Genomic DNA, 24,539 nt, shown 5'->3' with positions numbered 1-24,539 from the left:
CCCGTGAGATCGACGTCGCCACGCCTCAGGCATGGGCGGTGTCCTAACAGGAAACAGCTGCCGCCCCTTTTTGACGAGGGGGCGATGGGGGTGTTTTTTATGAGCGAATCACAACTCAGGGCCGTGGTGAATGCCATGGTGCGAGGGGCGCGGGTGATTCTCGAGAAAAAGAATTTTCCGGAATCCGCCCGGGCGATTTTTGATTGCTGCCGGGAGATGACCGGAGCCCAGTCCGGCTATGTGGCGCTGTTGAGCGATGACGGGCATGAGAACGAGGTTCTGTTTCTCGAGGCGGGCGGCCTTCCCTGCACCGTCGATCCGAGCCTGCCCATGCCCATCCGGGGCTTGCGTTCCCTGGCCTACGACTCCCACCGGGCGGTGTACGAGAACGATTTTATGAACAGTTCCCACGTCGATTATCTGCCGTCCGGGCATGTGGCCATGCACAATGTGCTGTTTGCACCCCTCAATCTGGACGGCAGGACCGTCGGGATCATCGGTCTGGCCAACAAACCCTCGGATTTTACCGATGACGATGCCGTGATCGCGTCGGTCTTCGGCGACCTGGCCGCCATCGCCCTTGAAAACAGCCGGTATATCGATCTGCTTCAGGAAAAAACCGATGCGCTGTCACGGGCTCTGGCCGATATCAAGACCCTGAGGGGTATTATTCCGATCTGCATGCACTGCAAAGAGATCCGCGACGACAAGGGGTATTGGAACCAGCTTGAAAAGTACATCGCACAGCATTCGGATGCCCAGTTCAGCCATGCTATCTGCGATGCCTGCCTTGAAAAATATTATCCCGATCTGGAAGACTGAGGGCACGCCGCCTGTCATGCGAACACAAGGTCGCCGAACCATTGGGGGAGATGGAACCGGGGCCGGGGGAAAAGGACCGGGGCCCAGGTCAGCCAGTGGGGGTGGGAACTGTGGTCCGCGCATTTGTAGATATTGCCCCGCCAGACCGCGCCGGGCCGGGGGGGCGTTACCGGGCCGTAAGGCCTGAGAATGTCTACGGGAAGCAGGGCGGTCAGACGCCAGGTCAGCGGATCGGGGATTTCCGGATCGATGACGGCGGGCAGCTCCGGTCGGATGCCGATCCGGTCAAAGGCCTCCCGGGGCATGGAAAGGGGGGGCGCCTGATCCGGATGAAACTCGAAGAGGCCTGTTCCCCCGCAGTTGATTTCCAGATTGAAATACCCCGTGTCCCTTCGGCTGCCGGGAGTGAAGAAAAATTCCACGCAGCTGTCCCGGCAGACCGGAGCCTGGTATGACCGGCCGCGCGCCAGCACGTAGCGGTCGTGAACCTCGAACGCGATCAGGACCATATCGGTGTCCCAGGCGATCTTGAACCGTGTGAGGGGGCGGTGTCGGGGCGGATCACCCATGTAAAAGTCCAGGGTCTGCGCAGGAACGCCGGCCCAGATGCCCTGGTCAAACGGATCGGTCAGGGCGTGCCGGTGGTCGATCCGGGGTATGGTCAGGGCGGGGTGGTCGGTCATGGTGGCTTCAGGACCGTTCAGGCGGAATACCCAGCCAGTCTTTGGCCGCGTCCAGGCTTCGGAAGGACCGGTTGGTGGTGGCGAAGCTCTCAATCTCCGTCATGGTTTCATACATCCGTCCCATGCCGAAAGACAGATCCTGGGGCACCACGATGGCCGTTTTGCCTGACTGCCGGGCTTCGGCCAGGACCTTGCCCACGGCCAGCACTTGTCGCATTTTTTCAATGTTGAATCTCTCCATGTCCGCGTCCGAGAAATCCCAGATCACCTTGGAAGTCCGTAAACCGTCAAGGTCCCGCCGAATGGCGTCAATGATGTCATCGCCATCGACCGGCCCATGAACATGGTGAATTTTCAGGTCGTTATCTTTATCGAGTCTGGTGTCGATCCGGGCCATGGAGCCTCTCCTCAAGGGGGTGACGATGGGTTTCAGGCCATCGTCAGCCGATCGGGCGCACCGTGAACCGGTCGGCTGTTGATTATGTTTTGATTAAAAATGATTTATTCATAGCACGGGCCTTTCGTGGGGTCAAGCAAGTATTTACAAGCCTTTACAAGTTTATACAAAAGGTATGAAACGCAGTCTCAAACAGAGCCCGACGCAGGCAGGTCCACGGTAAACCCCGCACCGCCGCCTTCCAGATTTCGGACCCGGATCGTCCCGCCCATGGTGTCGATGATGCCGAAGCAGACGGACAGACCCAGCCCTGTGCCCTTGCCCACGGGTTTGGTGGTGAAGAAGGGCGAGAAGATCTTCTCCATGAATTCCGGACTTACGCCGGTGCCGTTGTCTTCGACGGCGATTTCGACGCGGCCGGTGTCCGCCTGGTCATGGATGCGGACGGCGATGCTCCCTCCCCGTGATCCATGGGCCTGGGTCACGGCGTCGAAGGCATTGTTCAAAAGGTTCAGGAACACCTGCTGCATCTGGGCCGGGTCCGCCTGGACCATCAGGGGATAATCGGGAATATCCCGGGTGATGGTGATGCCGTGAACCAGTGCTTTTTTTTCGACCATGTGAATGACGTCCTGCATGAATGCCCGGACATCCAGAGGCGTGACGCGGGTTTCTTCCTGACGTCCGAATTTGAGGATGGCGCCGGTGATTTTGGCGCAGCGGTCGATCTGAAGACTGATCTGGTCGAGCGAGTCCTTGATTTCATCGAGAGTCTGGCGCTGTTCCGCTTCGGTGATGTGCCTGCCGGCGGGGGCCAGATCGTCGAACAGAAGGGTCAGCAGGGACTGCTCGCTTTTCATGATCTGCAGGGGATTGTTGATCTCGTGGGCGAAACCGGTGGCCATTTCGCCGATTTCGGCATAACGTCCGGCCCGGATCAGCTGTTCGGTCAACCGGCCCTTTTCCCGGTCGGCCTTCTCGATGCGTCTCACCACGCGGTCGGTCACGATAAAGGCCAGAACCACCAGCCCGGCACCCCCCAGGGTCATGACGATGATGATCAGGGTCAGGGCCCTTCGGAGCATGTGAAAGGCGTCGTCCTTTTCCTGTTTGACCACAAGCTGCCAGGCGTTGTCCTTGAGCCAGAGCGTGGCGTAGACCTGGGTTCGTCCGGTGCTGTCTTCGGCGATGAGGGTCCGGACACCGGTGTGAACGGTTGCGTAGCGGTCGAAGTCCGGATCCTTGTCCATCAGGATTCCGCCGGAACGCCGATCGGTCTGGAACAGGCCTTGGGCATTGATCAGGTAGGCTTCACCGGTCCGGCCCAGTCGCACCCCTTTGACAAAATCGTTGAAAAAGGCCGAATCGATGGTGGCCCGAAGCACCCAGGGTCCCTGGGGCGAATCCACGGCCACGGCGATAATGAAATGGGGAACGTTGCGGTAGCCCATAAACACGTCGCTGATGTAATAGCGCTTGCTTTGAACCTCTTTGAACCAGGCGGTTTCATGGTAGTCGATGCCCGTGAGCTTGAAGGGGCCCTCGTAGGACACATGGACGCCCCCGGCATCGAAAACGCCCAGATCCACGAAGGCCTGGGATTTTTCAAGAAGGTTTCGGAAAACGGATTCCAGCGTTTCCTTCCGGCTCAGTTCGTCAAAGGTATAGGACCCCGCGATAAAGGCCAGATCCCCCCGCCGTTCGTCCAGAAAGGAGCGGATCATGTCTCCGTGGTCGGAGACGATGCGCTTCATGGCTGAGACGGTGTTTTTTTCCAGCGAGGCCGCAAAGTAGAAATACCCGATGAAAAGGGAGGATAAAAAGGGAACAAGGGGCACGAGGATCATGCTGGTCAGGATGTTTTTACGTACCGAGGCGTATTTTTTCGCGTTGTGGATCTGATCATTCATGGCTGTATGCTTTCTCATGGTGTTCGTGGAGGATGTCGGCCGACAGGCGCTTGAGTCTGCCGATGCTGTCCCAGTTTTTTTCGACCTGACCGCCGATGACGCCGAAGGGGCAGGCAAGGCAGGGTTCCAGGCCCAGATAAAGAACAATGACGGGCAGATCGGGATAATGATTACGAATAACGGCCCACTCGGGATTGTCCGGGGTGTCGAGGGTGTCGGGGTCGATGATCACGAGGTCCACCCGGCCCTCGGCGTTGAGGAGGGCGATCAGATCGTGTTCGTTGGATGCCCCCGTGACCTGATAGCCTTCGGCAAGGAATTCCCGTTCCAGCAGTCGCCGGATGTGGGGATTGCGTTCGACAACCACAAGCCGTTTCATGGTCATACCCTCATCGGCCCAAACGGTCCGGACTCGGAAAAAAACGAGGCCATGGGCCCGGTGATCACATACCGGGACGGAGACTTGGACAGCGGCGCGGCGTTGGTGGTGAACACCTTCCGGCCGAAGGGCACAAGCTCCCTGAGTCCGTTGGTATTGACCTCAATCAAATCACAGGTCCCCGAATATTCAGTCATTTTGTGTATCAGCTCCCAGGCGGACATGCCGTCGAAATCTCCCGACATATGAATCTCAATCCGACCTTTGTCCTTCCTTTGTGTGTTGATTTTGAAATTCAACGCCATGATCTGCTCCTTTCAGCCTTAAATGAAACCCTGGCGGCCCTGAAACGTCTGAGCGGAAAAATAGCAACGACCGTGCCACGGCAGGGCGTCGATCCGGTAAAACCCACAGGGACGGGGGCAGGCGCCGGAGCCTGCGCCGGTTCAAGGCAGCGGTCCGGGTTTTGGACGGCCTTTGCCGGGGATTGAAACCGGCAAAGGCCTGTCCGCTTCCTTTACATGGTGTAAACGGCCGGCCCGCGGATTTGACCGAAACGAAAAAAACGGGGTCGACTCGCCCGCGAAGCCTTTCCAGCGTGTAAAAGAGTTGGACAGGCCGGTGGAGCCCTGTCTCGGCTGATTCGATGAAAGCCTTGTCAAATCAGTTGAATACGATGATGTCGGCCCGTGGCACGGTCAGTGCAATTGGCAGGAGTGTGTTACGCGGTCAATACCAGGGGCCGGTCTACCCGGGCCCATTTCCAACGACGAGGTAAATTATGGACACAAATGATGCAGTTTTTTCGGGTTGGACAGAGATGATGGGGGCGATCGGCGCCTTCCAGAAAGACGCGGTGGACCGGATGGTGAAAACCATGACCGACAGCCTGGGTGAGCAGCATCCCATGGCGATGTTCGTTTACCCGGAAGGGATGTCCGATCTGGCCGAGGCGGCCCGGAACACGACCCGGGGCATGCTTGAAATCGCCGGGATGCTGATGCCCGGCCTCGACGCCGACGGCGGGCCCTTCACGGAAAACATCTCCGAAATACCGGCCCGGATCATGAAGAAGCTTCTGGAGATTCCTCCGGTGGGGATCACCCGGCCCTATCAGGAGAAAATCAACCGGGCTCTGGACAAGTTGACGGGGTTTCACACGGCGGCCCAGGAATTTGTGGCCTGTACCTGTGTGCCCCTGGAAGAGGCCACCCGGATGACCCTCAAAGAGATCGTCAAACAGGCCGAAGCCGTGAAATCGCCGCAGGATATTCAGAAAATCTACGAGAGATGGCTGCACATCCTCGAAGACGAGTATCAGGCCCTGTTCAAGACGGATCGCTACAAAACCGTTCTGGCCAGGACCATCAGCGCCATGAGTGAATTCAGGGCCGCCGGGCGGGAGTTGATGCTGGACCTGATTCATCTGTCCGGGCTCCCCTGCGGCCGGGAGGTGGAGGAGCTGTCCAGGAATGTGTATGAACTCAAGAAGAAAATCAAGGCCATGGACGCGCAGATCAAAAAAATGCAGCAGCAGGAAAAATAAATCGGTTAGACCCAAATGGTTTGCACAGCCGGAAAGGAGAAACCCATGTTCGCCAGTGATCATCCGCTCAACCGACTCTTCGATGACACGCTGAAAACCATGAAAAAGACGCTGGACTATTCCCTGGATTCAACCCAGACCATGCTGGGATCCCTGGATACGGGCATCGCCTCGACCCCCTCTGAAACGGTCTACACGGAAGACCGGATCGTACTCAAACACTACACGCCGGAGAACGGCTCGGCGGGAACCCGGGCCCCGCTGTTGATCATCTACGCCCTGATCAATCGGGAGACCATGCTGGACATCCAGCCCGAGCGCAGCGTGATTCGCAGTCTGCTCAACGAAGGCATGGACGTGTATCTTCTGGAATGGGGCTACCCCAGCTGGAACGACCGGTTTCTGACCATCGAGGACCATGTGTGCGGGTACATGAACAATGTGGTGGATCACATTCTCGAAAGCCGGGGCATCCCGTCGTTGAACATGATGGGCATCTGCATGGGGGGCACCTTCTGCCTGATGTACGCGTCCCTGTATCCGGAAAAGGTCCGGAACCTGATCACCACGGTGACGCCGTCGAGCTTCGATCATGACGACGGACTGCTCCATGTATGGATGAAGGATATCAACGTGGACGCCTTCACCGACGGCTTCGGCAATATTCCGGGAGATCTGATGAATTTCGGGTTTCTGCTTCTGAATCCGCCCCGGCTGATGATCGACAAATACAAGAATCTGCTGGAAAATCTTGACGACAAGACCTTTGTGGAAAATTTCATCCGTATGGAAAAATGGATTTTCGACAGCCCGGACATGCCCGGTGAAACCTTCCGGCAGTTTATCAAGGACTGTTACCAGAACAACCTGCTTATTCAGAACCGCATGAAAATCGGAGACCGGCTGATCGATCTGAGAAACATCACCATGCCCCTTCTGAACATCTACGCGAAGTACGACCATCTGGTGCCCCCGGCGGCGGCCGACCGTCTCACCGGGGCGGTGGGCTCTTCCGATGTGAGCGATTTGTGTCTGGATACGGGCCATATCGGTATTTATGTGAGTTCGAAATGCCAGAGCGCCTTCGCACCGGCCATCGTTTCCTGGCTCAAGGAGCGGGACGCCCAGGGCCGCGTGGTGCTCAAGGATGTGACGAAAAAGGCGAAAGCCCGGAAATCCGCCCAGGCAGGGACGAGCGGACCTGCTGCGGGCCCCCGGCAGATGAAAACCGCCTGACCTTCGAGGAGTGACGGATCATGCCTTCAGACAACGGAAAAGACAAGGGACTTGACAGCATTCTTCATGCCTGGCAGGGCCGTTTTTTCATGAATCTCTCTCCCACGGCCCTGTTTCTGGCCTTTGCGGACTGGGGCTGCCATTATCTGAATTCGCCGGAAAAGCAGGTCGACACCCTGCGTGCGTGGATCAGTGAGACGGTCAAGCTGACGGGGGATCTCTGGCCCATGGGTGCCGACGCAGAGCCCTGTCCGCCCGATCCCCGGTTTTCGGACGAAGGGTGGCAGGTTTTCCCCTTCTCCCTGATGCACAAGGGGTATCTGGCCTCCGAGCGCCTCTTCAACCGGATGACGACCGATGTTAGCGGGGTGAATCATCATCACGAGCAGCTGGTGTCGTTCATCGTCAGTCAGGTGGTCCAGGCCCTGGCCCCGTCGAATTTTTTGTTGACCAACCCCGAAATCCTCGCCCTGACGGTAGAACGGCGGGGAGAAAACCTGATTCGCGGGTCCATGAATGCCCTGGAGGATATGACCCGCAGGCTTCGGAAGGAAAAAAGGGCGGGGGCCGAGGCATACCGGCCCGGAGTCAACGTGGCCGCCACCCCGGGCAAGGTGGTGTTCAAAAACCGTCTGATCGAACTGATCTGTTATACGCCGACGACAAAAACGGTCCACGCCGAGCCCGTTTTGATTGTGCCTGCCTGGATTATGAAGTATTATATTCTTGATTTATCAAAGGAAAATTCACTGGTTCGCTTTCTGGTCGAGAACGGGCACACGGTGTTCATGATCTCCTGGAAAAATCCTGGGGTGGACGAGCGGGACTTGGGGATGGCCGATTACCTGAACCTGGGAATCGTTGCGGCCCTTGACGTGATCTCGACCCTGGTTCCGGGGCGGAAGATCCACAGCGTGGGCTATTGCCTGGGCGGGACCCTGCTGGCCATCGCCGTGGCCTGGCTGGCGGGGCAGGGGAAAGAGGTGATGCAGACCGTCACCCTCCTGGCGGCCCAGACCGATTTCACGGATGCCGGCGAGCTGACCCTGTTCATCGACGACAGCCAGGTCGCCTGGCTGGACGACCTGATGAACAGCCAGGATTATCTGAAGACCGATCAGATGGCCGGAGCCTTTCGGATGCTCCGGGCCAACGAGCTGATCTGGTCCGACATCATCACCAATTATCTGAAGGGCGAGCGGACCCCCGTCACCGATCTGATGGCCTGGAACGCCGACGCAACGCGGATGCCCTATGCCATGCACAGTGAGTATTTAAGGTCGCTTTTCCTCAAGAACGATCTGTTCGAGGGCCGCTATCGGGTGGCCGGGGTCCCCGTCGCCCTGAGCAACATCCACGCCCCCGTGTTTCTGGTGGCAACAAAAAAAGATCATGTGGCGCCCTGGATGTCCGTCTACAAATTCCTGCTGCCCTCCGACGCGGAAAGCGTGACCTTCGTGCTGACAAACGGGGGGCACAACGCGGGCATCATCAGTGAACCGGGGCATCGGAACCGCCGCTATCAGATGACCACCCGGAGGGAAGGGGAAACCTATCTGGATCCCCTGACCTTTTTGGAAACCGCGAAGGTAATCGAGGGCTCCTGGTGGCTGCCCTTTCAGGACTTTCTGGCCGCGCACTCGGGCGGGCAAGCGGCTCCCCCTTTGCTTCCGGCCGGTCTAGCCGACGCGCCGGGGGACTATGTCAGAGAATCCTGACGGCTTCGAAAAACGTCCGATTTCTGCGTTGCGCTTCATCCCTCGTTACTGCGGCGTACCCTCAGTACGCCTCATTCCTCGGGATTCGCGACGCCGCAAGCTCGAACTTTTTTCTTTGCCGTCATGTGATGACTTTTTATGAGTTCATCAATCCTGATTCACATGTAAACCGACAGACCGTTTCACAAGGAGGTCGCCATGAAACCCAAACGAAAAAATATTCTGGTCACCGTGGATCATTCCCGGCAGTCCGTCGATGCGGCGGATTACATCAGCGCCATGATTCATCCCCTGGAAAGCGATGTGACGCTCTTTCATGTGGAGAGCGATATGCTGGATATCTTTTTCGACGACGGTGAGATACCGGATCTTTCCGGCACCTCCCATTTTTCCGACTGGATGCATGTCCAGAAGCGCAGCATCGACGACAATCTCGACGCCGCCCGGCAGCTGTTTCTGAACCGGGATTTTCCCGAAACCCGGGTGCGGATCGTCAAACAGCCCCTGGAGAAGGGCATCACCCGGGATATCCTGGCGGAATCCCACAAGGGCTACGATCTTCTGGTCACGGGAAAATCCGGATCCAACCGCCTGTCCGACAGCCTCACAGGTACCGTGACCAGCAAGCTCCTGACCCGCACCTTTCACATTCCCCTGGTCATGGTGGCGGGCAAACCCGAATGGCTGAAGGTCATGGTCGGGTACGACGGGTCCGCCGGAGCGGACAAGGCCGTGGACGCGGCGGCGGAGCTGTTGCGGAAAACCCTCGCCGAAGTGCAGGTCTGTCACGTGATCCGTTCGTTCAACCTGGCCCTGGCCCAGAATTCCCAGGCTTATACGTCCTTTTACAACAGTTATCTGCCCGAACTGGAGGAAGCCCTGATCAAGATACGGCGGGAAAAGATGGAACCCCTGCTCAACAAAGCCTGCGGGGTCTTCGTTTCGAAGGGTTTTCAGCCCTCGAAGGTTCGCTGGTCGATGATCAACCGCAGCGCCAGCCGATCACGGGCCCTCCTCGACATGGCCGCGGCCCAGGACTGCGGCACGCTGGTTCTGGGCCGGCGGGGAAATTCGGCTGTGGAGGAATTTTTCATGGGACGGGTGGGCAAAAAAGTGGTCCAGGTCGCCGAATCCATCGCCGTCTGGATTATTTGATGAACTCGCATAACGTCATCACATGACGAAGCCGTCATTATTTGATCCGTCCCGCCGTCTCAGTGAAGCGAACGCCCGACTCCCGGGGTTCCGGGGCCGAAGGCCGTTCAGACAAGGAGGAGTTATGGGCATCGAATACATGGACAAAATCTTCAAACCCCGGTCTGTGGCCGTTGTTGGTGCCAGCAACCGTGAGGGCTCGGTAGGCTACGCCATTTACCGGAACCTGATCCAGGGGGGGTACGAGGGACCGATCTATCCGGTCAACGCCCGGCACCGCAGCGTCTGGAATGAAACCGCCTTCGAATCGGTGTCCGACATCGGCCGGCCCGTGGATCTTGCGGTCATTGTCACGCCCATCGCCACAGTACCCCAGATTATCAGGGAGTGCGGCGAGGCCGGTGTGGGCGGTGCGGTGATCATTTCCGCCGGGGGCAAGGAAACCGGTGAGTCCGGTCTTCAGATCGAAGCCCAGATCCGGCGTGAAGCGAAAAACCGGAACATACGGGTTATCGGGCCCAACTGTCTGGGCATCTATGCCGCCGAACATCATCTGAACGCCAACTTTGCCGGCCACAACCCCATCGCCGGGAAAATGGCCTTCATTTCCCAGAGCGGGGCCATCTGCACCTCGGTCCTGGATCTGGGGGCTAAAGAGCACATGGGATTCCGGTATTTTGTCAGCCTGGGCTCCATGCTCGATGTGGAATTCGGCGACATGATCGACTATGTGGGAGCCGATCCCGAGGTGTCGAGCATCGTCATGTACATCGAAAACTTAAACCGTTTCAGGAACTTCATGAGTGCCGCACGGGCCGTGGCCCGGGTCAAGCCCATCATCGTGTTCAAGGCCGGACGCACCCGGGCCGGGGCCCGGGCGGCCTTTTCCCATACCGGGGCCATGACCGGCTCCGATGCGGTCTACGATGCGGCCTTCAAACGGGCCGGGGTGATCCGGGTGGGCACCTTCGACGAGCTGTTCGACTGTGCGGAACTGTTGTCCCGAAAACCCAAAATTGCCGGCCAGGGGCTGGCCGTCATCACCAACGCCGGAGGCCCCGGCGTCATGGCCGCCGACGCTCTGTCCGATTACGGCATGGAGCCGGTCGAGTTGTCCCCCGAGACCCTTTCCGAACTGAACCGGGTTCTGCCGGCCCACTGGAGTCACGGGAACCCCGTGGACATTCTGGGCGACGCCACCCCGCACCGTTATAAAAGCGCCTTGGAAATCTGCATGAAAGCCCCTGAGGTCAAAGGGGTTCTGGTGCTGCTGTCGCCGGTGGCCATGATCCGTCCGTCGGAAATCGCCGAGGCGCTGATCGCCCTGCTCCACGGAAAGACCTTTCCCGTGTTTACGGCCTTCATCGGGGGACTGGATGTGGAGATCGCCCGGGATTTGTTCAACCGGGCCGGGATTCCCACGTTTGACAGTGCCGAGCGGGCCGTGCGGGCCTACATGGATCTGAACCGCTATTCGCGCAATCTTGAGCTTCTCCAGGAAATCCCTCCGGCCTTGGACCTGACCCTGAGCGATCGCAAGGCCGAGGCAGAGACCCTGATCCGGAACGGGCTGGTGCGTGATCCCTGCGTGCTCACCGAAGGCGAGTCCAAGGCCCTGATTTCCCTGTACGGCATTCCCGTCAATCCGGTGGAGCCGGCGGCCGACCTCGCCGGGGTTCTGGCCGCGGCGGACAAGGTGGGCTACCCCCTGGTGATGAAGATCAATTCCCGGGATATCAGCCACAAATCCGATGTGGGCGGGGTGGTGCTGAACATCGCGGACCGGGACGGCCTGGAGCAGGCCTACGCACAGATGATGGAGCGGGTGATCGCCGAGCGGCCCGAGGCCCATATCGACGGGGTGACCCTTCAGCCCATGATCTCGGGGGGGACCTGCGAACTGGTGGTCGGCGCAAAAAAGGACAAGGATTTCGGGCCGGTGATTCTGTTCGGCCTGGGCGGGGTGATGACCGAAATCATGCAGGACCGGGCCCTGGCCCTGCCGCCCCTGAACCGCCTTTTGGCCAGGCGGATGATCGAGGAAACAAAGATCTGTCGGGTCCTCCGGGGCTACCGCGGACAAAAGCCGGTCAACATCAAGATTCTCGAAGAGATCCTGATTCGTTTGTCCCAGCTGGTGAGCGACTTTTCCGAGATCGAGGAACTGGACATCAACCCCCTGATCGTCGACGATCGGCGGGCCCTGGCGGTCGACGCCCGGATCCTTCTGAAATCCCAGGCCGTCAAGGCCCCCCTGCATCTGGTGATCAGCCCCTATCCCAACCAGTACGAGGGCAGGGCCCGGCTGAAAACCGGGGAATCCGTCTTTATCCGGCCCATCCGGCCCGAGGACGCCTCCCTGATGGAAGCCTTCTTCAGCAGGCTGTCGCCCCGGACCATTTACATGCGGTTCTTCAGTCCCCTCAAACATCTGCCTCCGGCCATGCTGGCCCGGTTCACCCAGATCGATTACGATCGCAGCATGGCCCTGACGGCCTTTCTCGATGAAAACGGCGGCGATCGGATGGTCGGGGTGGCACGGATCGTGGGGGATATCGATCCCCGAACGGTGGAGTTTGCCGTCATGACGGCCGATGAATGGCAGGGCAAGGGCGTCGGGGCCGAATTGATGTCCCGTCTGCTGACCATTGCACGCACCCGGAATGTGGAGAAGATCAAAGGTACGGTCCTGGCCGAAAACACCCAGATGCTGGCGCTGGGCCGAAAGCTGGGGTTTGAGATCCGCACGGCTCCCGACGGGGGATGCTACGAACTGAGCATCGACGTCAAAAATCTGAACATTTAGGGGCGGGGGCGAACATGGCGCTGTTTACCGCGATGGGACGGCTGCATCGGTATCTGGTGGTGGGGCTGTGCCTGGCTGCGGCGGTCCTCATCGGTCTGGTGCGGTTTGCGACCGGCCCCGAGCTGGCCCTGTCCCTGTTTTATCTGTTTCCGGTGAGTGTTTCGGCCTGGGCGGCCGGACGGCGGGCGGGCATTGCCGTCGCCTGTCTGTGCGCCCTGACCTGGCTGGCGGCGGATTTGTCGATGGTCGAGCGCTTTTCAGACCCTTTGATTCCCCTGATCAATGAAATCATGCGGCTTATGGTGTTTCTGTTTGCGGCCGTTTTGATGGACGCCATGAAACAGATGATGGAGGCCCACCGGAAAACCGCCCGCACCGATGCGCTGACCGGCATTCCCAACCGCCTGTCTTTTATGGAATACGCGGATATTGAAGTGAGCAAGGCCAGGCGGGACAACCGGCCCATCTCCCTGATTTTTCTCGATGTGGATAATTTCAAGGCCGTCAATGACACCTGGGGCCATCACGAAGGCGATCTCCTTCTGGTCGGGGTGGCGACCACCCTGGTCCGGTCGATCCGGACCACCGATTTCGCGGCCCGTCTGGGAGGCGATGAATTCGCCGTTCTGCTCTGGCGCTCCGGCCCCGAGGATTCCATTCAGGTCGCGCGCAAAATTAGGAAGAATCTCCTTGAACTGGCTGAACGCAAGGCCTGGCCCGTGACCTTCAGCCTGGGCCTGGTCACCTGCGAAGCGACACCGTCAAGCGTGCATGAGGTGGTGGCCGAAGCGGACCGGTTGATGTATCTGGCCAAGCGTCAGGGCAAGGACACCCTGGTGGCGGGCACCATCGAGGCCGCCGGGCGGGTTCAGTCCTGCGCCTGAAGACGAAATCCGATCAGGGTGATGTCGTCTTTCTGTTCCTGATCGCCCCGGTGGTCGCAGAGAGTCTGGATAAAAAGATGGCGCTGCTCGGCGAAGGGTTTGTCGTGATGGGCCAGAACGAGGTCGGTGAACCCCCGGGTTCCGAGACGCAGGCCCCGGGGCCCGCCCAGCTGATCGGTGAACCCGTCGGATTTCAGATAGAAGGGACACCCCGGGACATCGTCGATGGAGTGATCCGTGAAGGTGAATTGGTCGTCGGAATCCCTGTAGCCGATGCTGTGCCGATCGCCGTCCGTTCGTATGATCCGGTGGTCCTTCACATAAAACAGGGGCATGCGGGCCCCGGCGAACCGGACCCGATGCCGGGCGTGATCGATGCTGACCACCGCCGCGTCGAGGCCGTCGTCCCCGCCGTCGCCCCGGTCGCTCCGATGAAGCACGGCCTTGACGGACCGGTTGAGGCGGGCCAGAATTTCCGAGGGGATCCGACAGCCCTCGTCCATGATGATTTTCCGGACTTCCGTGTAGACAATGATGGTCAGAAAAGCACCGGGAACGCCGTGGCCGGTGCAGTCCATCAACACGATGAGGCTGGATTCCGGTGAGGCGTAGGTGTAGAAGATGTCGCCGCCCACGATGTCCTTGGGCATCCAGACAAACATGCTGTCCGGGCTGATGGCCTTGATCCGGTCAATGCCCGGAAGCAGGGAACGCTGAATCATTTCGGCGTAGCGGATGCTGTCCATAGTCCGTTCGTTGTGGTCCGCCAGTTCGGCATGGATGGCTCCGAGTTCCGCGTGGGTGGTTTCGAGTTCGGCATGGGTGGCCGTGAGCGTGGCGTTGGCTTTTTTGATTTTACGCTGCTGGTCCTGCATGATGCCGGCCATGTAGGCGATGAACATGCAGACGGGGATAAAGATCAGCATATAGAGGATCTCACCGGTCAGGGACCCCGGCTGGCCGCCAAGGACCATTCCCAGATAAGCCGCGAGCAGATACATAAGCACGGTGAAGGCGATGGCGATCATGGACGCGAGCAGCCGGGACTGGATGAAGATGAACACCAGGATCAGCAGGCAGCCGATGGGGACCAGGTGCCGCTGGTTGCTCATGGCATAGACCAGGTAGCCCGAAATGATCAGGGCGAGAAGGGCCTGGAAATAAAGGACGAAGGTGATGAAGCCGCGGGTGACGGTCCGCCGGGTGCGGGTCATGACAAGGGCGGTCAGGCTGGAGGCGAGATAGGCCCCGTATCCTATGAAAACAGAGCCGTAGGTGTAATCGGCGATGCCGAATACCTTGGCCATGACGGCCACCCCCACCGGAAGCTGGTAGGACAGGATCGCCAGGAACGTGTAACGGGTCAGGTTGCTGCGCCGACGGGCGTTGACCGCCTCGGGCAGGGTTGACTCGGTTGTCTTGAAATTCATAACGGCGTCTGGGTTTGCGATCATGCGGCCTTGACCGTGAAACGCGCCCCGTGCGCCCCTCCGGCTGGTTTTTTTGGCCGTGCGATTAAGATGCTTGAACTATAGCCCGCCCCGGGTCGAATGGCAACAGGTTTTACGGGGCGCACCGGGTTTCCGAATCGGAAACGGCCCGGAGATAACAGACATCGGTTTTATCGCTGACGCCGGCGAATCCGAAGACGAGATTGACGGTCCATGCCGAGATGAAGGTTGCCGAATCCGCACTCCACAGAGATGTCTGGACGGGATCGAACACGGCCGGCCGGCAGTGATCCCGGGCCATGGGGGGCGGGTTTACCAGAGACAGCAGCTCGCAGGCGGTGGGCAGGCGCCAGGTGTCGATGCCTCCGTGACGGTCCCGGTTCAGGCCGTCTATGATATGACGGGCCTGGGCCAGGGTGACCGGAAAGGGCGTGCCGCCGTGCTGCCAGACAAGGCCGGTGGCCCGATCGATGAGGCTGTGCCCGTTTCGGGGTTCAAACAGGTTTTGAATATAACGTCGGGGACGCATCAGCGCGTCGGTGCCGAACACGTCCGGTGCCTCCCGCCGGGAGACCTTTAGGGCGGACGATCGGAGCGTCCGGGGGCCGGAAAGGCCGTCGTCCGTCGTCCCGGGGCCGTCGGGCGTTACGCAGAAGACCTCTTTCTGACGATCCCATCGCCTTTTGAGATCGTCGAGATCCTCCATCATGGCCCCGGCGTCCGGATAGCGGTGACGACGATTGGGGTCGCAGGCCTTCAGGATGAATTTGTCCCAGTAGGGCGAAAGATCGCGGTTGAACCGGCTGGGCAAAAGATCGGGCCGGCGGGGCAGACGTCCCGTGGCCATGCGATAGAGCATCACGCCCGCGGCGAAAAGATCCGCCGAAGCGTCCACGTCGTCGGGCGAGTCTTCCTGCTCGGGCGGGGCGTAAAACGGCGATCCGACCTTGAGTCCCCCATGGGCGCGAATCGATTCGTTGTGGAGCTTGGACAGGCCGAAATCGCAGATCTTGACCCGGTCCTCGTCGGTGACCAGAATGTTGAAGGGTTTGATATCCCGGTGGATGATGCCGTGAAAGTGCAGGCAGGACAGGCCCGAAAGCACCTGGCGCGTGTAATCGAGGGCCTTGTCCAGGGGAATGATCCGTGAGGGCGTCTCGGTTTCGAAGGATTCTCCGATCAGGGTTCCCAGATTGTTGCCGTAATACTCCATGGTGTAGTAAGGCCGGCCCCGGTCCTCGTCGTAATCCAGGATTCCGGCCACGTGGGGATGGCGGATGCCCGCCATGGTCACCGCCTCGCGGATGAACATGTCCCGAACGGCGGTTTGCCCCAGGAGGGTGACCAGAAAGGGATTGGGCCGCAGAAGCTTGAGAGCGCAGATCTTTCCCGTGACTGGGTGGGAGACCTTGTAGACCCGGCCCATGCCGCCCTGGCCAAGCAGGCCCCGGATGATGAATTTGCCGATGGTCTTCATGGCCGCCTCGTCATGGTAGGAGTTTGCGGGCGAAGTCCGCCGGGATGCCCGCCTTGAGTATTTTATCGGCGGCGGCGGCGTTGTCGTAGGCCACCGCCTCGACGGTCAGGATGCGGGTGTCGGTATCAAACCGCAGGTACTTGGCCCGTTTGTCCTCGTCCCGGGGCTGCCCCACGCTGCCCGCGTTGACGATTGTGGGCCGGGCCGGGTCCAGGCGAATGTCGCCGAGGGGCAAGGATTCCCGGACAAGGGTGTCGCCGGCCGCCCGGATCAGGCCGAGCTGGTGGGTGTGGCCGACAAAACACAGGGTTTCGCTCATATCGCGCATTTTCCGGATCAGGGCGGCGTCACTCAACTGAAACAGGTAGAGCACCGGCGAATCGGGCGGCGTGCCGTGGACAAAGCGCAGGGATTCGAAAACAAGGCTGGTCGGATAGTCCCTGATGTCGGCCAGCGACCGGGGCGATAGCCTGGATTTCGTGTAACGGACCGCCATCTGGGCCAGAGGATTGAACCAGTTGATAAAGGCGTCTTCGTTCATGGCTTTTTCATGGTTTCCCAGTACGCAAAGGACGTCGTTTTCGCGAATCAGGTCCATCACCGCCTCCGGGTCGGCTCCGTAGCCCACATTGTCTCCCAGTGAGATCAGGGCATCGACGTGATGGCGGCGGATATGGGCCAGAACGGCGGTGAACGCTTCGAGATTTCCGTGGATGTCGGCAAAAACAGCAATCTTCATGGGGAGTCCTGATGGATGTCAGTCGATGATATGATCTGTGATTTAGCATATTTTTTCAGGAAGAACCAGTTTTTCCGGGCATTCGTCGCGGAATAGGGGTATAGTGTCTCTGCTTATGGTTGCGCGGCGTCCTTGACGATGCCGTTCATGTACGGTCACTCATGTTATCGCGATGTCACTGAAAACAAAAACACTGGTCATGTTTCTGGCCATCATGGTGCTGTTTGTCGCGGCCCAGGGCCTGATTCACCGTTTGGTCATTCTTCCCGGATTTCTTGAACTGGAGGCGATCCAGACGGACAAGAACGTCCATCGTGCCGATCAGATCATCCGCCGCGAACTGTTCCATCTGTCGTCGCTCACCCACGACTGGGCCGCCTGGGACGACACCTACGATTTCATGGAAACCCGCTCGGACACCTTCGCCCGGATCAACCTTCTTCCCGATGACACCTTTACGGTAAACCACCTTCAGCTGCTGATGCTTGTCGACCCAAGGGGCGGGGTCGTCTGGTCGAAGCTGATCGATCCCGACAGCCGGACGCCCCTGGACCGGGTTGAGGTTCTCGGGCCGGAGTTCCCGACCTCGTTGGGCGTTTTCGATCCGATGGACACCGGCGTGCCCCTGGACGGCCTGGAGCGGACCGGCGTGGTCCGAACGCCGCGGGGGCCCCTGATGGTTTCGATCCGGCCGGTGCTCACCTCCACCAACGACGGGCCTTCCCGGGGAACCCTGATCATGGGCCGGTTCCTCACGCCCACCGAGGTTCTGACCATGATCCGGCAGACCGAGGTTCATTTCAGAGTCATCTCCCTGGATGAGGCCATGGGAGAGCTGAGCCCGCCCGACGGCCGGATGCTTATCGAGGGCCGGACCCGGATGGCGGTCGACCGCTCCGACCGCCGGGTCCTTCAGGCCTATACCGTTCTTCCGGACATCAACGATCGTCCGGCCTATGTCATCAAAACCATCATGACCCGAACCATCCTCAGGGAGGGGCTTGAAACCCTTCGATTCAGCATGATGTCCATCCTGGCCGTCGGGGTCCTTCTGATTCTTCTGAGTTTGGCCGCGCTGCACGGGTCCGTGCTGGGACCGCTGGCCACACTGGCCCGTCACGTCCGGGCCGTCGAGGAAAGCGGGGATCTGGGCCATCGGATGGCCCTTGATCGAACCGATGAAATCGGGGCCCTGGCCCGGCAGTTCGATGCCATGCTTGAAAAACTGGCTGACATACGGCTGGAACTGCTGGAGAGGTCTTACCATTCGGGGTTGGCCGGGATGACATCCGATGTGCTTCACCAGGGACGGAATATTCTGATGCCCCTGTCCCAGAGCCTGGATCGGATCAGGACCCTTTGTGCCGCCCTGCCCGGGGACAGGATTTCCCAGGCCCTTTCCGAGCTGGAAAAGGGGGCCTGCGACCCGGCTCGAAGGGCAGACCTTCATCGTTTTCTTTGCCTCTCGGCGGGTGAGCTGCCGGCGTTCATCGCCGCGGCCGAACAACTGCTGGACAAGGCGTCGGCCCAGAACCACAGCATGGAACGTCTGTTTCGGGATCTGGAGCCGTACAGCCGGATCGGTTCCCCGGCTTCGGAGGTGGAGCCTGCGGTGCTGGTTCGCCAGGCCCTGTCCCATCTTCCCGAATCTTTGAAAAAACACTGGGATGTCGTTATGGGACCCGGGCTCGAGAGTCTGGGCCGGTTCCACGGCGAGCAGCTGGTGTTGACCCAGGTGTTCGCCTCGGTGCTTTCCCATGCGGCCGCCCTGGCCGATGCGGAACCGGAGACGGGGCGGACACTGACCGTCGACGCCCGGATCGATCGGGATTCCGGCCCGCCGATGCTTCGATTTGTGATCTCGGCGCCGGGCCGGGCGCCGGATGAGGACCGGCGGAAAAAACTGTTTGCCAGGGAGTACCATGCCGGCGAGAGGGGGTCATTTTGTTCGAATCTTCACTGGTGCTGCAACGTGGTTGCGGCCATGAACGGCACCCTGGTTCTGACCGGAGGGGGCCTGGGCATCGCCTTCCATCTGCTGCTGCCCGGGGGAGGTGAGGCATGACGCCGCAGCGGTATCGCATTCTCGCGGCCGACGACGAGACCCGGATCCATGACTTTTTCACCGAGGCCATGGGGTCCGATGAGTCGATGCCCCCGTCTTCTGAATTCAGGGCGATGGAGTCCCGGCTGTTCGGTTCCGGCAGGACGCCTGTCGAGGACCCGGAGCCGGTTTACGAGCTCAGTCTGTGCACGGGCGCGACCGATGCCGTGGACCGGGTGATCCGTTCGCTGGAGGAACAGGATCCCTTTGCCGTGATTTTTCTCGATGTGCGCATGCCTCCGGGGCCGGACGGCATCTGGGCCGCCGAACAGATACGCCGCCTGGACCGGGATGTGGAAATCGTGGTGGTCACGGCCTTTTCAGATATCAAACCGTCGGAGATCGTCAAACGGGTTCCCCCGGCCCATAAGCTGCTTTACCTCCAAAAACCCTGTTATGTGATGGAGATCCGCCACATGGCGGCGTCCCTTTCCGCCAAATGGGCCATGGAACGAAAACTCAGGCAGATAAGGTCCCAGCAGCGTCGGTATATCCAGAGTCAGAAGACCGCACTGGACGATGCAAGAAAATCCCTGGAAAAGATGCAGAAACTCGATGCTTTAGGGATGATTGCCGGAACCGTGGCCCATGATTTCAACAACATCATGACGGCCATCCTGGGTCACACCGATCTGGCCCTGCTCGACACGGCGCATATGCCGACCCTGAACGCACGCATGATGAAGATCCATTCGGGCTGCGATCGGGCCAAGGACCTGGTCAACCGGATCCTGGCCTTCATCCATCAGCGCGACCCCGAGTTTGAGGCGCTCGATCCGGGAAAGACCGTCGGCGATGTTCTGGCTCTGATTCAGGACGTCACACCTGAAGGTATCCGGCTGGATATCGACCTTTCCGGTGCTCCGGGCATGATTCGCGCCGATGCCGTCCAGATTCACCAGGTGGTGATGAATCTTTACACCAACGCGGTCCACGCCATGAAACGCAACGGCGGCGTTCTGTCGATCCGGCTGGGTTCTCCCGCCGACTTTCCGGACGTGTCGGACCGTGTTTTCGAAAACCGGAACGATGCAAAAAACTATGCCGTGCTTGGGGTGTTCGACACCGGCTGCGGCATGACTCCGGACACCCTCAAGCACATCTTCGACCCCTATTTCACCACCAAAGGAAAAGATCAGGGGACCGGTCTGGGGCTTTCGGTGGTCCGCAGCATGGTCGAGAGGCAGGGCGGCTTTGTCCATGTGACCAGCGAGCCCGGCAAAGGCACCCGGTTCTACGTGTTTTTAAGGCTTCTTTACGTCAATCCAACCGTCTGAGGCATGCCCTTAACGTAAAAGAATCACTCTGTTTTCAGGCAGGGCCTTCGGACATCCAGGGGGTGACCAGGGCCTGGGGCAGGCCCAGATGGTCGAGGATGCGGGCCGTCACCGTGTCGACCAGCTCGTCGATGGTTTGGGGGGCCGTGTAGAACGAGGGGCAGGGCGGCAGAATCACGGCGCCGGCCCGGGACAGGGTCAGCATGTTGTCCAGATGGATGACGCTCAGCGGGGTTTCCCGGGGCAGAAGAATCAGCGGACGTTTTTCCTTGAGGCAGACATCGGCCGCCCGTTGGATCAGATTGCCGGAAAGGCCTGCGGCGAGCGCTCCCAGGGTGCCCATGGTGCAGGGGGCGATGACCATGCCGTCATGGCGGAACGATCCGCTGGCAGGCGGCGTGAAGAAATCGTTTTCGTCGAGAACGGACAGGCTGGCCCGTTCATGCCGCTCGAAGCCCTGCAGGCGGAGGGCCGCGTCGATTCGGTCGACGTCGATGCCGCATTCGTGTTTGAGGACGGCGGCCCCTGCCGAAGACACGATCAGGAAAACGCGGGTGTCCAGGGCGAGCAGAGCCCGGAGCAGGCTAAGGCCGTAGATCGCCCCCGAGGCGCCGCAGATGGCGGTGACGATGGTTTTAGAGCCGGAGCCATTCATTGAGGGCAACCCCCGTAATCAGCACCACGGACAGGATGCTGTTGATGTGAAAAAAGGCGATGGGTACGCGGCGCAGATCGTCGGGCTTGACCAGGCGGTGCTCGATGATCAGAAGGACGCCGATAATTGCCGTGGTGATCAGATAAATCGGACCCATGTCAACGGCCGTGTGCACCAGCAGAAAAAAAACGAAGGTCAGTACGTGCAGCAGTGTGGACAGGGCCAGCGCCCGCCTTACGCCGAACACCGCCGGAATGGAGTACAGGCCCTTTTCCTTGTCGAAGTCCGTGTCCTGGCAGGCGTAAAGGATGTCGAATCCGGCGATGTTGGTCAGAAGGGCCAAAGACAGGAACACGATGCCCCAGTGCATGGTGTTGGTCAGGGCGATATAGGCTCCCATGGGCGACAGGGCGATCACACATCCCAGGTAAAGATGGCAGAGTGCGGTGAACCGTTTGGTGTAGGAATAACCGAACAAAAGCGCCAGAACGGGCAAGGACAGGTAAAAACACAGATCGCCCAGCATGGCGGCCGAAAGGATGAACAGGGCCGAGGACAGCACGATGAACACCAGGGCCGAGGTCCTTGAAAGAACACCGGCGGGGATTTCACGCATTCGGGTCCGGGGGTTTTGACCATCGATGGCGGCATCGACCAGGCGGTTGAATCCCATGGCCGCCGAGCGCGCCCCCACCATGGCGAGGAGAATCCAGATGAGGGACGGGAAATGAATATCCCGGTCCCGTCCGGCCAGGATCACGGCGACGAGGGCGAAGGGCAGGGCGAAAATCGTGTGGCTGAATTTGATCATGCGCCCGTAGGTTGTGACGGCCGACAACAGGCCCGTGGCGGAATGTGACTTCATGGGTTCAGGTCGACCTCGTGTGATTGGCGATGCGTTTTTTTTCGGCAGACGCGCAGGGGCTGCCGGCCAGGCCGGTTTTGTTTTTTTTCGGGACGGCAAGGGGAAGGGGTCTCACCCGGTAGGTGGGGACCAGGCTGACCACCATGCCGATGTATGATCCGAAGGGTATTTTCCGGATCAGGGTGTTCTGCTCGATCCGGTGCAGCAGGCCCTCGCCCGCCGGAGCCGAGAGATTTACGGCCCGCCAGGAGAGAGGCACGTCGCCCAGGGCCCGGTGGACGATGCCCTTCAATTCCCAGACGCTGAAAAAATGGGCTTTGTCCCAGAGGGATTTTTCAAGGACCGCCGAGGCTCCCTTGATTTTTCCCTGGACCGTGTAGCGGTTGAGCGCACCGATAAACAGACGGTCCTTGGCCACCCGGGCCGCCTCCGCGACGGCCTTGTTCGGATCATCGACAAATTCCAGGGCGTTGATCAGGAGGGCGTGGTCAAAGGTGTTGTCCTCAAAGGGCAGATCTTCGGCGAAACCGCGGTGGAGATCCACGCGGTGGCCGAGTTTCTGCCGGGCGAAATCGAGCATGTAGGGCGAGGAATCGATGCCGGTGAGGGGGTGGCTGCTCCGCCCCGCCAGAAAGGAGAGAATTTCCCCGGTGCCGCAGCCGATATCCACAATCGCGTCGCCGGGCAGGGGATCGAGAAGATCATACAGCAAAAGCCCCTGACGGCGTTTGACCAGATGATTCTGACGGCTGTTGTGCCAAGCTTCGCACGCCACCGCCTCTATGTAGTCAAAGGAGTGTCCCATGGCAGCTATGTAAAGGATTTCCGGACTATGATCAAGATGAAATGTTTTTTTCGAGAATCAGGCGGTTTCCCTTTTCATTGTAAGCGCAGACGTCGAAGTAATCATCCATGATCAGAAATCCCCGGCCGTGGTCCGTCAGTGCGTCGTCGTCGTTCTTCCTCAGGTTGTCCCGCCTGACGGTCCGCCAGTCAAACCCTTCGCCCTGATCTTCGATGACCATAATCAGGCGCTCGGGCGACAGCGACAGTTCGAACCGGATCAGTTTGTCCGGCCGGTGTTTGTGGCCGTGGCGCACCGAATTGGTCAGCCCCTCACGCATCACCACCCGGACGGCGAAGGCGTGCCGTGCAAGGCCCCGGTCGGCCAGAAAGGTTTTGACCAGAGCATCGACCCGGTCGATGTTTTCCATGGTGGAGTTGAGTTCGATGGTCAGGCTGTCGGGGCCGGTGAACACATCGAATGTCTGGGTTTGGGCCATAACGGGTCGTCCCCTAAGGTCAGACTTCAATGGCCAGAACGACGATATCGTCTTCCAGCCGTGAACGGTCCGGGCAAAGAGCCCGGGCAATGTGATCCGGCGCCTTGTCCACGGGAACATCCCTTACGTCAAGGCAGGCGGCCATCATGCGGTCGGCCCCTTCGGACCAGACGATTTTCTTGTCGGTGGATTCGATCAGTCCGTCGGTGTACATGTAGAACCGGTCACCGGGGCTGACCACCAGGTTTTCCTGCCCGAACAGAACGTTCTTGAAAATTCCGATCACGTCCCCGTCCATTTCCAGGATACGGGGGGGGCCGTCCGCCGGCACATAGCAGACCGGGGGATGCCCGGCGCAGACCACGCGCATCTGCCGGGTCTTCCTGTTCAGGCGGCCGTAGCAGGCGGTCAGGTATTTGCCGTCGGGCAGAATCTCCACCAGAACGTCGTTGATCATCTTGATGCTTTCAAGGGGTTGGTAAATGGGTGAGCAGTTTTGTTTGAGGAGCCCCTTGACCGATGAGGTCAGGTAGCTGGTGCTCAGGTCGTGCCCGGAAAAATCGGCCACGAAATAGCCGTAGATATCCTCGGAGATGGGGAGCACCTCGTAAAAATCGCCGCCGGCCTCGTGCAGGGACAGGTAATGCACGCCGAACCGGGCGTCGGGGAACTTGTCCGGGGTGGTCAGCATGGCGCTCTGGGCGTCTGAGATCTGTTTGAGCTTTTCGGCCTGGCTCCGGATCAGGGAGTTGGTGGCGATGGACAGCTTGAGATGGAGGCCCACCCGGGCCGAGACCTCGAGCGGGTGAAAGGGTTTGGTGATGTAGTCGACGGCTCCCAGGTCGAACCCCTCCAGCTTGGCATCGATTTCGCTGACGCCTGTCAGGAAGATCACGGGGATCGAGGCGGTTTGTCCGTTGCCTTTCAATTGCCGGATCACGTCGAATCCGTCTTCGCCGGGCATCTGAATGTCGAGAAGGATCAGGTCGGGAACGTGAAGGGCCGCCGCCTGCCGGGCGTCGGGGCCGTTGTAGGCCTTGAATATGGTGTACCCTTCCTTGACCAGAGTGGTTTCAAGCAGACGAACGTTCAGGGGGTTATCGTCCACAACCAGAATGGAAAGCGTCGAATCACGATTCATGGGGCTCCTGT

At 59.7% G+C, this 24,539-nt stretch carries 22 protein-coding genes; 9 read left to right on the top strand and 13 right to left on the bottom strand.

Translation table 11 applies throughout. The features are described from left to right. The first annotated feature begins 99 nt into the window (after positions 1-99). Positions 100-822 carry a GAF domain-containing protein gene (locus tag ACYQ11_RS10250; RefSeq protein ID WP_459923680.1) on the top strand — a complete coding sequence of 241 codons (723 nt, stop codon included), beginning with the start codon at positions 100-102 and terminating at the stop codon, positions 820-822. Positions 823-836: 14 nt separating this feature from the next. Here the strand turns inward: ACYQ11_RS10250 and ACYQ11_RS10245 are convergent, their stop codons facing one another. The 5 genes from ACYQ11_RS10245 to ACYQ11_RS10225 all read right to left on the bottom strand — a co-directional run bounded on the left by ACYQ11_RS10245 (position 837) and on the right by ACYQ11_RS10225 (position 4,496). After that, positions 837-1,505: a carbohydrate-binding family 9-like protein gene (locus tag ACYQ11_RS10245; RefSeq protein WP_459923679.1), complete on the bottom strand. Its 669-nt coding sequence runs from the start codon at positions 1,503-1,505 to the stop codon at positions 837-839. Between the two features lie 7 nt (positions 1,506-1,512). Further along, entirely contained in the window at positions 1,513-1,902 is a 390-nt protein-coding gene (locus tag ACYQ11_RS10240; protein ID WP_459923678.1) for a hypothetical protein, read from the bottom strand. A gap of 188 nt (positions 1,903-2,090) precedes the next feature. After that, entirely contained in the window at positions 2,091-3,812 is a 1,722-nt protein-coding gene (locus ACYQ11_RS10235) for a sensor histidine kinase (protein ID WP_459923677.1), read from the bottom strand. Then, the gene (locus ACYQ11_RS10230) at positions 3,805-4,191 is read right to left on the bottom strand and encodes a response regulator (RefSeq protein ID WP_459923676.1); all 387 of its coding nucleotides are present in this window, start codon (positions 4,189-4,191) and stop codon (positions 3,805-3,807) included. The genes ACYQ11_RS10235 and ACYQ11_RS10230 overlap by 8 nt, the downstream gene beginning before the upstream one ends. 2 nt (positions 4,192-4,193) lie before the next feature. Beyond that, positions 4,194-4,496: a hypothetical protein gene (locus ACYQ11_RS10225; protein WP_459923675.1), complete on the bottom strand. Its 303-nt coding sequence runs from the start codon at positions 4,494-4,496 to the stop codon at positions 4,194-4,196. Between the two features lie 476 nt (positions 4,497-4,972). Between ACYQ11_RS10225 and ACYQ11_RS10220 the strand changes: the two genes are divergently transcribed. From ACYQ11_RS10220 to ACYQ11_RS10195, 6 genes are all read left to right on the top strand, one after another. Then, the gene (locus tag ACYQ11_RS10220) at positions 4,973-5,737 is read left to right on the top strand and encodes a poly(R)-hydroxyalkanoic acid synthase subunit PhaE (protein ID WP_459923674.1); all 765 of its coding nucleotides are present in this window, start codon (positions 4,973-4,975) and stop codon (positions 5,735-5,737) included. A gap of 45 nt (positions 5,738-5,782) precedes the next feature. After that, entirely contained in the window at positions 5,783-6,973 is a 1,191-nt protein-coding gene (gene phaC / locus ACYQ11_RS10215; RefSeq protein WP_459923673.1) for a class III poly(R)-hydroxyalkanoic acid synthase subunit PhaC, read from the top strand. 20 nt (positions 6,974-6,993) lie between these two features. Continuing rightward, a complete protein-coding gene (locus ACYQ11_RS10210) occupies positions 6,994-8,691 on the top strand; it encodes a PHA/PHB synthase family protein (RefSeq protein WP_459923672.1) in 1,698 nt (565 codons plus the stop codon). Between the two features lie 198 nt (positions 8,692-8,889). Further along, positions 8,890-9,846, top strand: a complete 957-nt coding sequence (locus ACYQ11_RS10205) for a universal stress protein (RefSeq protein WP_459923671.1) — start codon at positions 8,890-8,892, stop codon at positions 9,844-9,846. 124 nt (positions 9,847-9,970) lie between these two features. Next, entirely contained in the window at positions 9,971-12,652 is a 2,682-nt protein-coding gene (locus ACYQ11_RS10200; RefSeq protein WP_459923670.1) for a bifunctional acetate--CoA ligase family protein/GNAT family N-acetyltransferase, read from the top strand. A 14-nt stretch (positions 12,653-12,666) separates the two neighbouring features. Beyond that, on the top strand, positions 12,667-13,536 hold the full coding sequence (locus ACYQ11_RS10195; RefSeq protein ID WP_459923669.1) for a diguanylate cyclase: 870 nt from the start codon (positions 12,667-12,669) through the stop codon (positions 13,534-13,536). Here the strand turns inward: ACYQ11_RS10195 and ACYQ11_RS10190 are convergent. The 3 genes from ACYQ11_RS10190 to ACYQ11_RS10180 form a co-directional block, all read right to left on the bottom strand. Beyond that, the gene (locus ACYQ11_RS10190; RefSeq protein ID WP_459923668.1) at positions 13,521-14,966 is read right to left on the bottom strand and encodes a PP2C family protein-serine/threonine phosphatase; all 1,446 of its coding nucleotides are present in this window, start codon (positions 14,964-14,966) and stop codon (positions 13,521-13,523) included. The genes ACYQ11_RS10195 and ACYQ11_RS10190 overlap by 16 nt on opposite strands. A 133-nt stretch (positions 14,967-15,099) precedes the next feature. Next, positions 15,100-16,464 carry a serine/threonine protein kinase gene (locus ACYQ11_RS10185; RefSeq protein WP_459923667.1) on the bottom strand — a complete coding sequence of 455 codons (1,365 nt, stop codon included), beginning with the start codon at positions 16,462-16,464 and terminating at the stop codon, positions 15,100-15,102. Positions 16,465-16,474: 10 nt separating this feature from the next. Continuing rightward, positions 16,475-17,203, bottom strand: coding sequence for a metallophosphoesterase family protein (locus ACYQ11_RS10180; RefSeq protein WP_459923666.1), 729 nt, complete (start codon positions 17,201-17,203; stop codon positions 16,475-16,477). 172 nt (positions 17,204-17,375) lie between these two features. Here ACYQ11_RS10180 and ACYQ11_RS10175 point away from each other — a divergent pair, with 172 nt between their 5' ends. Both ACYQ11_RS10175 and ACYQ11_RS10170 read left to right on the top strand, forming a co-directional pair. After that, entirely contained in the window at positions 17,376-19,268 is a 1,893-nt protein-coding gene (locus ACYQ11_RS10175; protein ID WP_459923665.1) for a CHASE4 domain-containing protein, read from the top strand. Further along, positions 19,265-20,584, top strand: coding sequence for a sensor histidine kinase (locus tag ACYQ11_RS10170; RefSeq protein ID WP_459923664.1), 1,320 nt, complete (start codon positions 19,265-19,267; stop codon positions 20,582-20,584). The genes ACYQ11_RS10175 and ACYQ11_RS10170 overlap by 4 nt, the downstream gene beginning before the upstream one ends. A 34-nt stretch (positions 20,585-20,618) precedes the next feature. Here ACYQ11_RS10170 and ACYQ11_RS10165 read toward each other — a convergent pair whose 3' ends face one another. From ACYQ11_RS10165 to ACYQ11_RS10145, 5 genes are read right to left on the bottom strand one after another with little or no spacing between them, the layout of a single operon-like run. Further along, entirely contained in the window at positions 20,619-21,239 is a 621-nt protein-coding gene (locus ACYQ11_RS10165; protein ID WP_459923663.1) for a UbiX family flavin prenyltransferase, read from the bottom strand. Beyond that, the gene (locus ACYQ11_RS10160; protein WP_459923662.1) at positions 21,220-22,104 is read right to left on the bottom strand and encodes a UbiA-like polyprenyltransferase; all 885 of its coding nucleotides are present in this window, start codon (positions 22,102-22,104) and stop codon (positions 21,220-21,222) included. The genes ACYQ11_RS10165 and ACYQ11_RS10160 overlap by 20 nt, the downstream gene beginning before the upstream one ends. Before the next feature lie 4 nt (positions 22,105-22,108). Further along, a complete protein-coding gene (locus ACYQ11_RS10155; RefSeq protein WP_459923661.1) occupies positions 22,109-22,909 on the bottom strand; it encodes a class I SAM-dependent methyltransferase in 801 nt (266 codons plus the stop codon). Between the two features lie 31 nt (positions 22,910-22,940). Next, entirely contained in the window at positions 22,941-23,387 is a 447-nt protein-coding gene (locus ACYQ11_RS10150) for an ATP-binding protein (protein ID WP_459923660.1), read from the bottom strand. A gap of 19 nt (positions 23,388-23,406) precedes the next feature. Next, a complete protein-coding gene (locus ACYQ11_RS10145) occupies positions 23,407-24,528 on the bottom strand; it encodes a PP2C family protein-serine/threonine phosphatase (RefSeq protein WP_459923659.1) in 1,122 nt (373 codons plus the stop codon). Positions 24,529-24,539 lie beyond the last annotated feature (11 nt).

The sequence above is a fragment of the Desulfatiferula olefinivorans genome (assembly GCF_054657895.1).
This window is presented reverse-complemented; position numbering and strand designations above follow the sequence as displayed.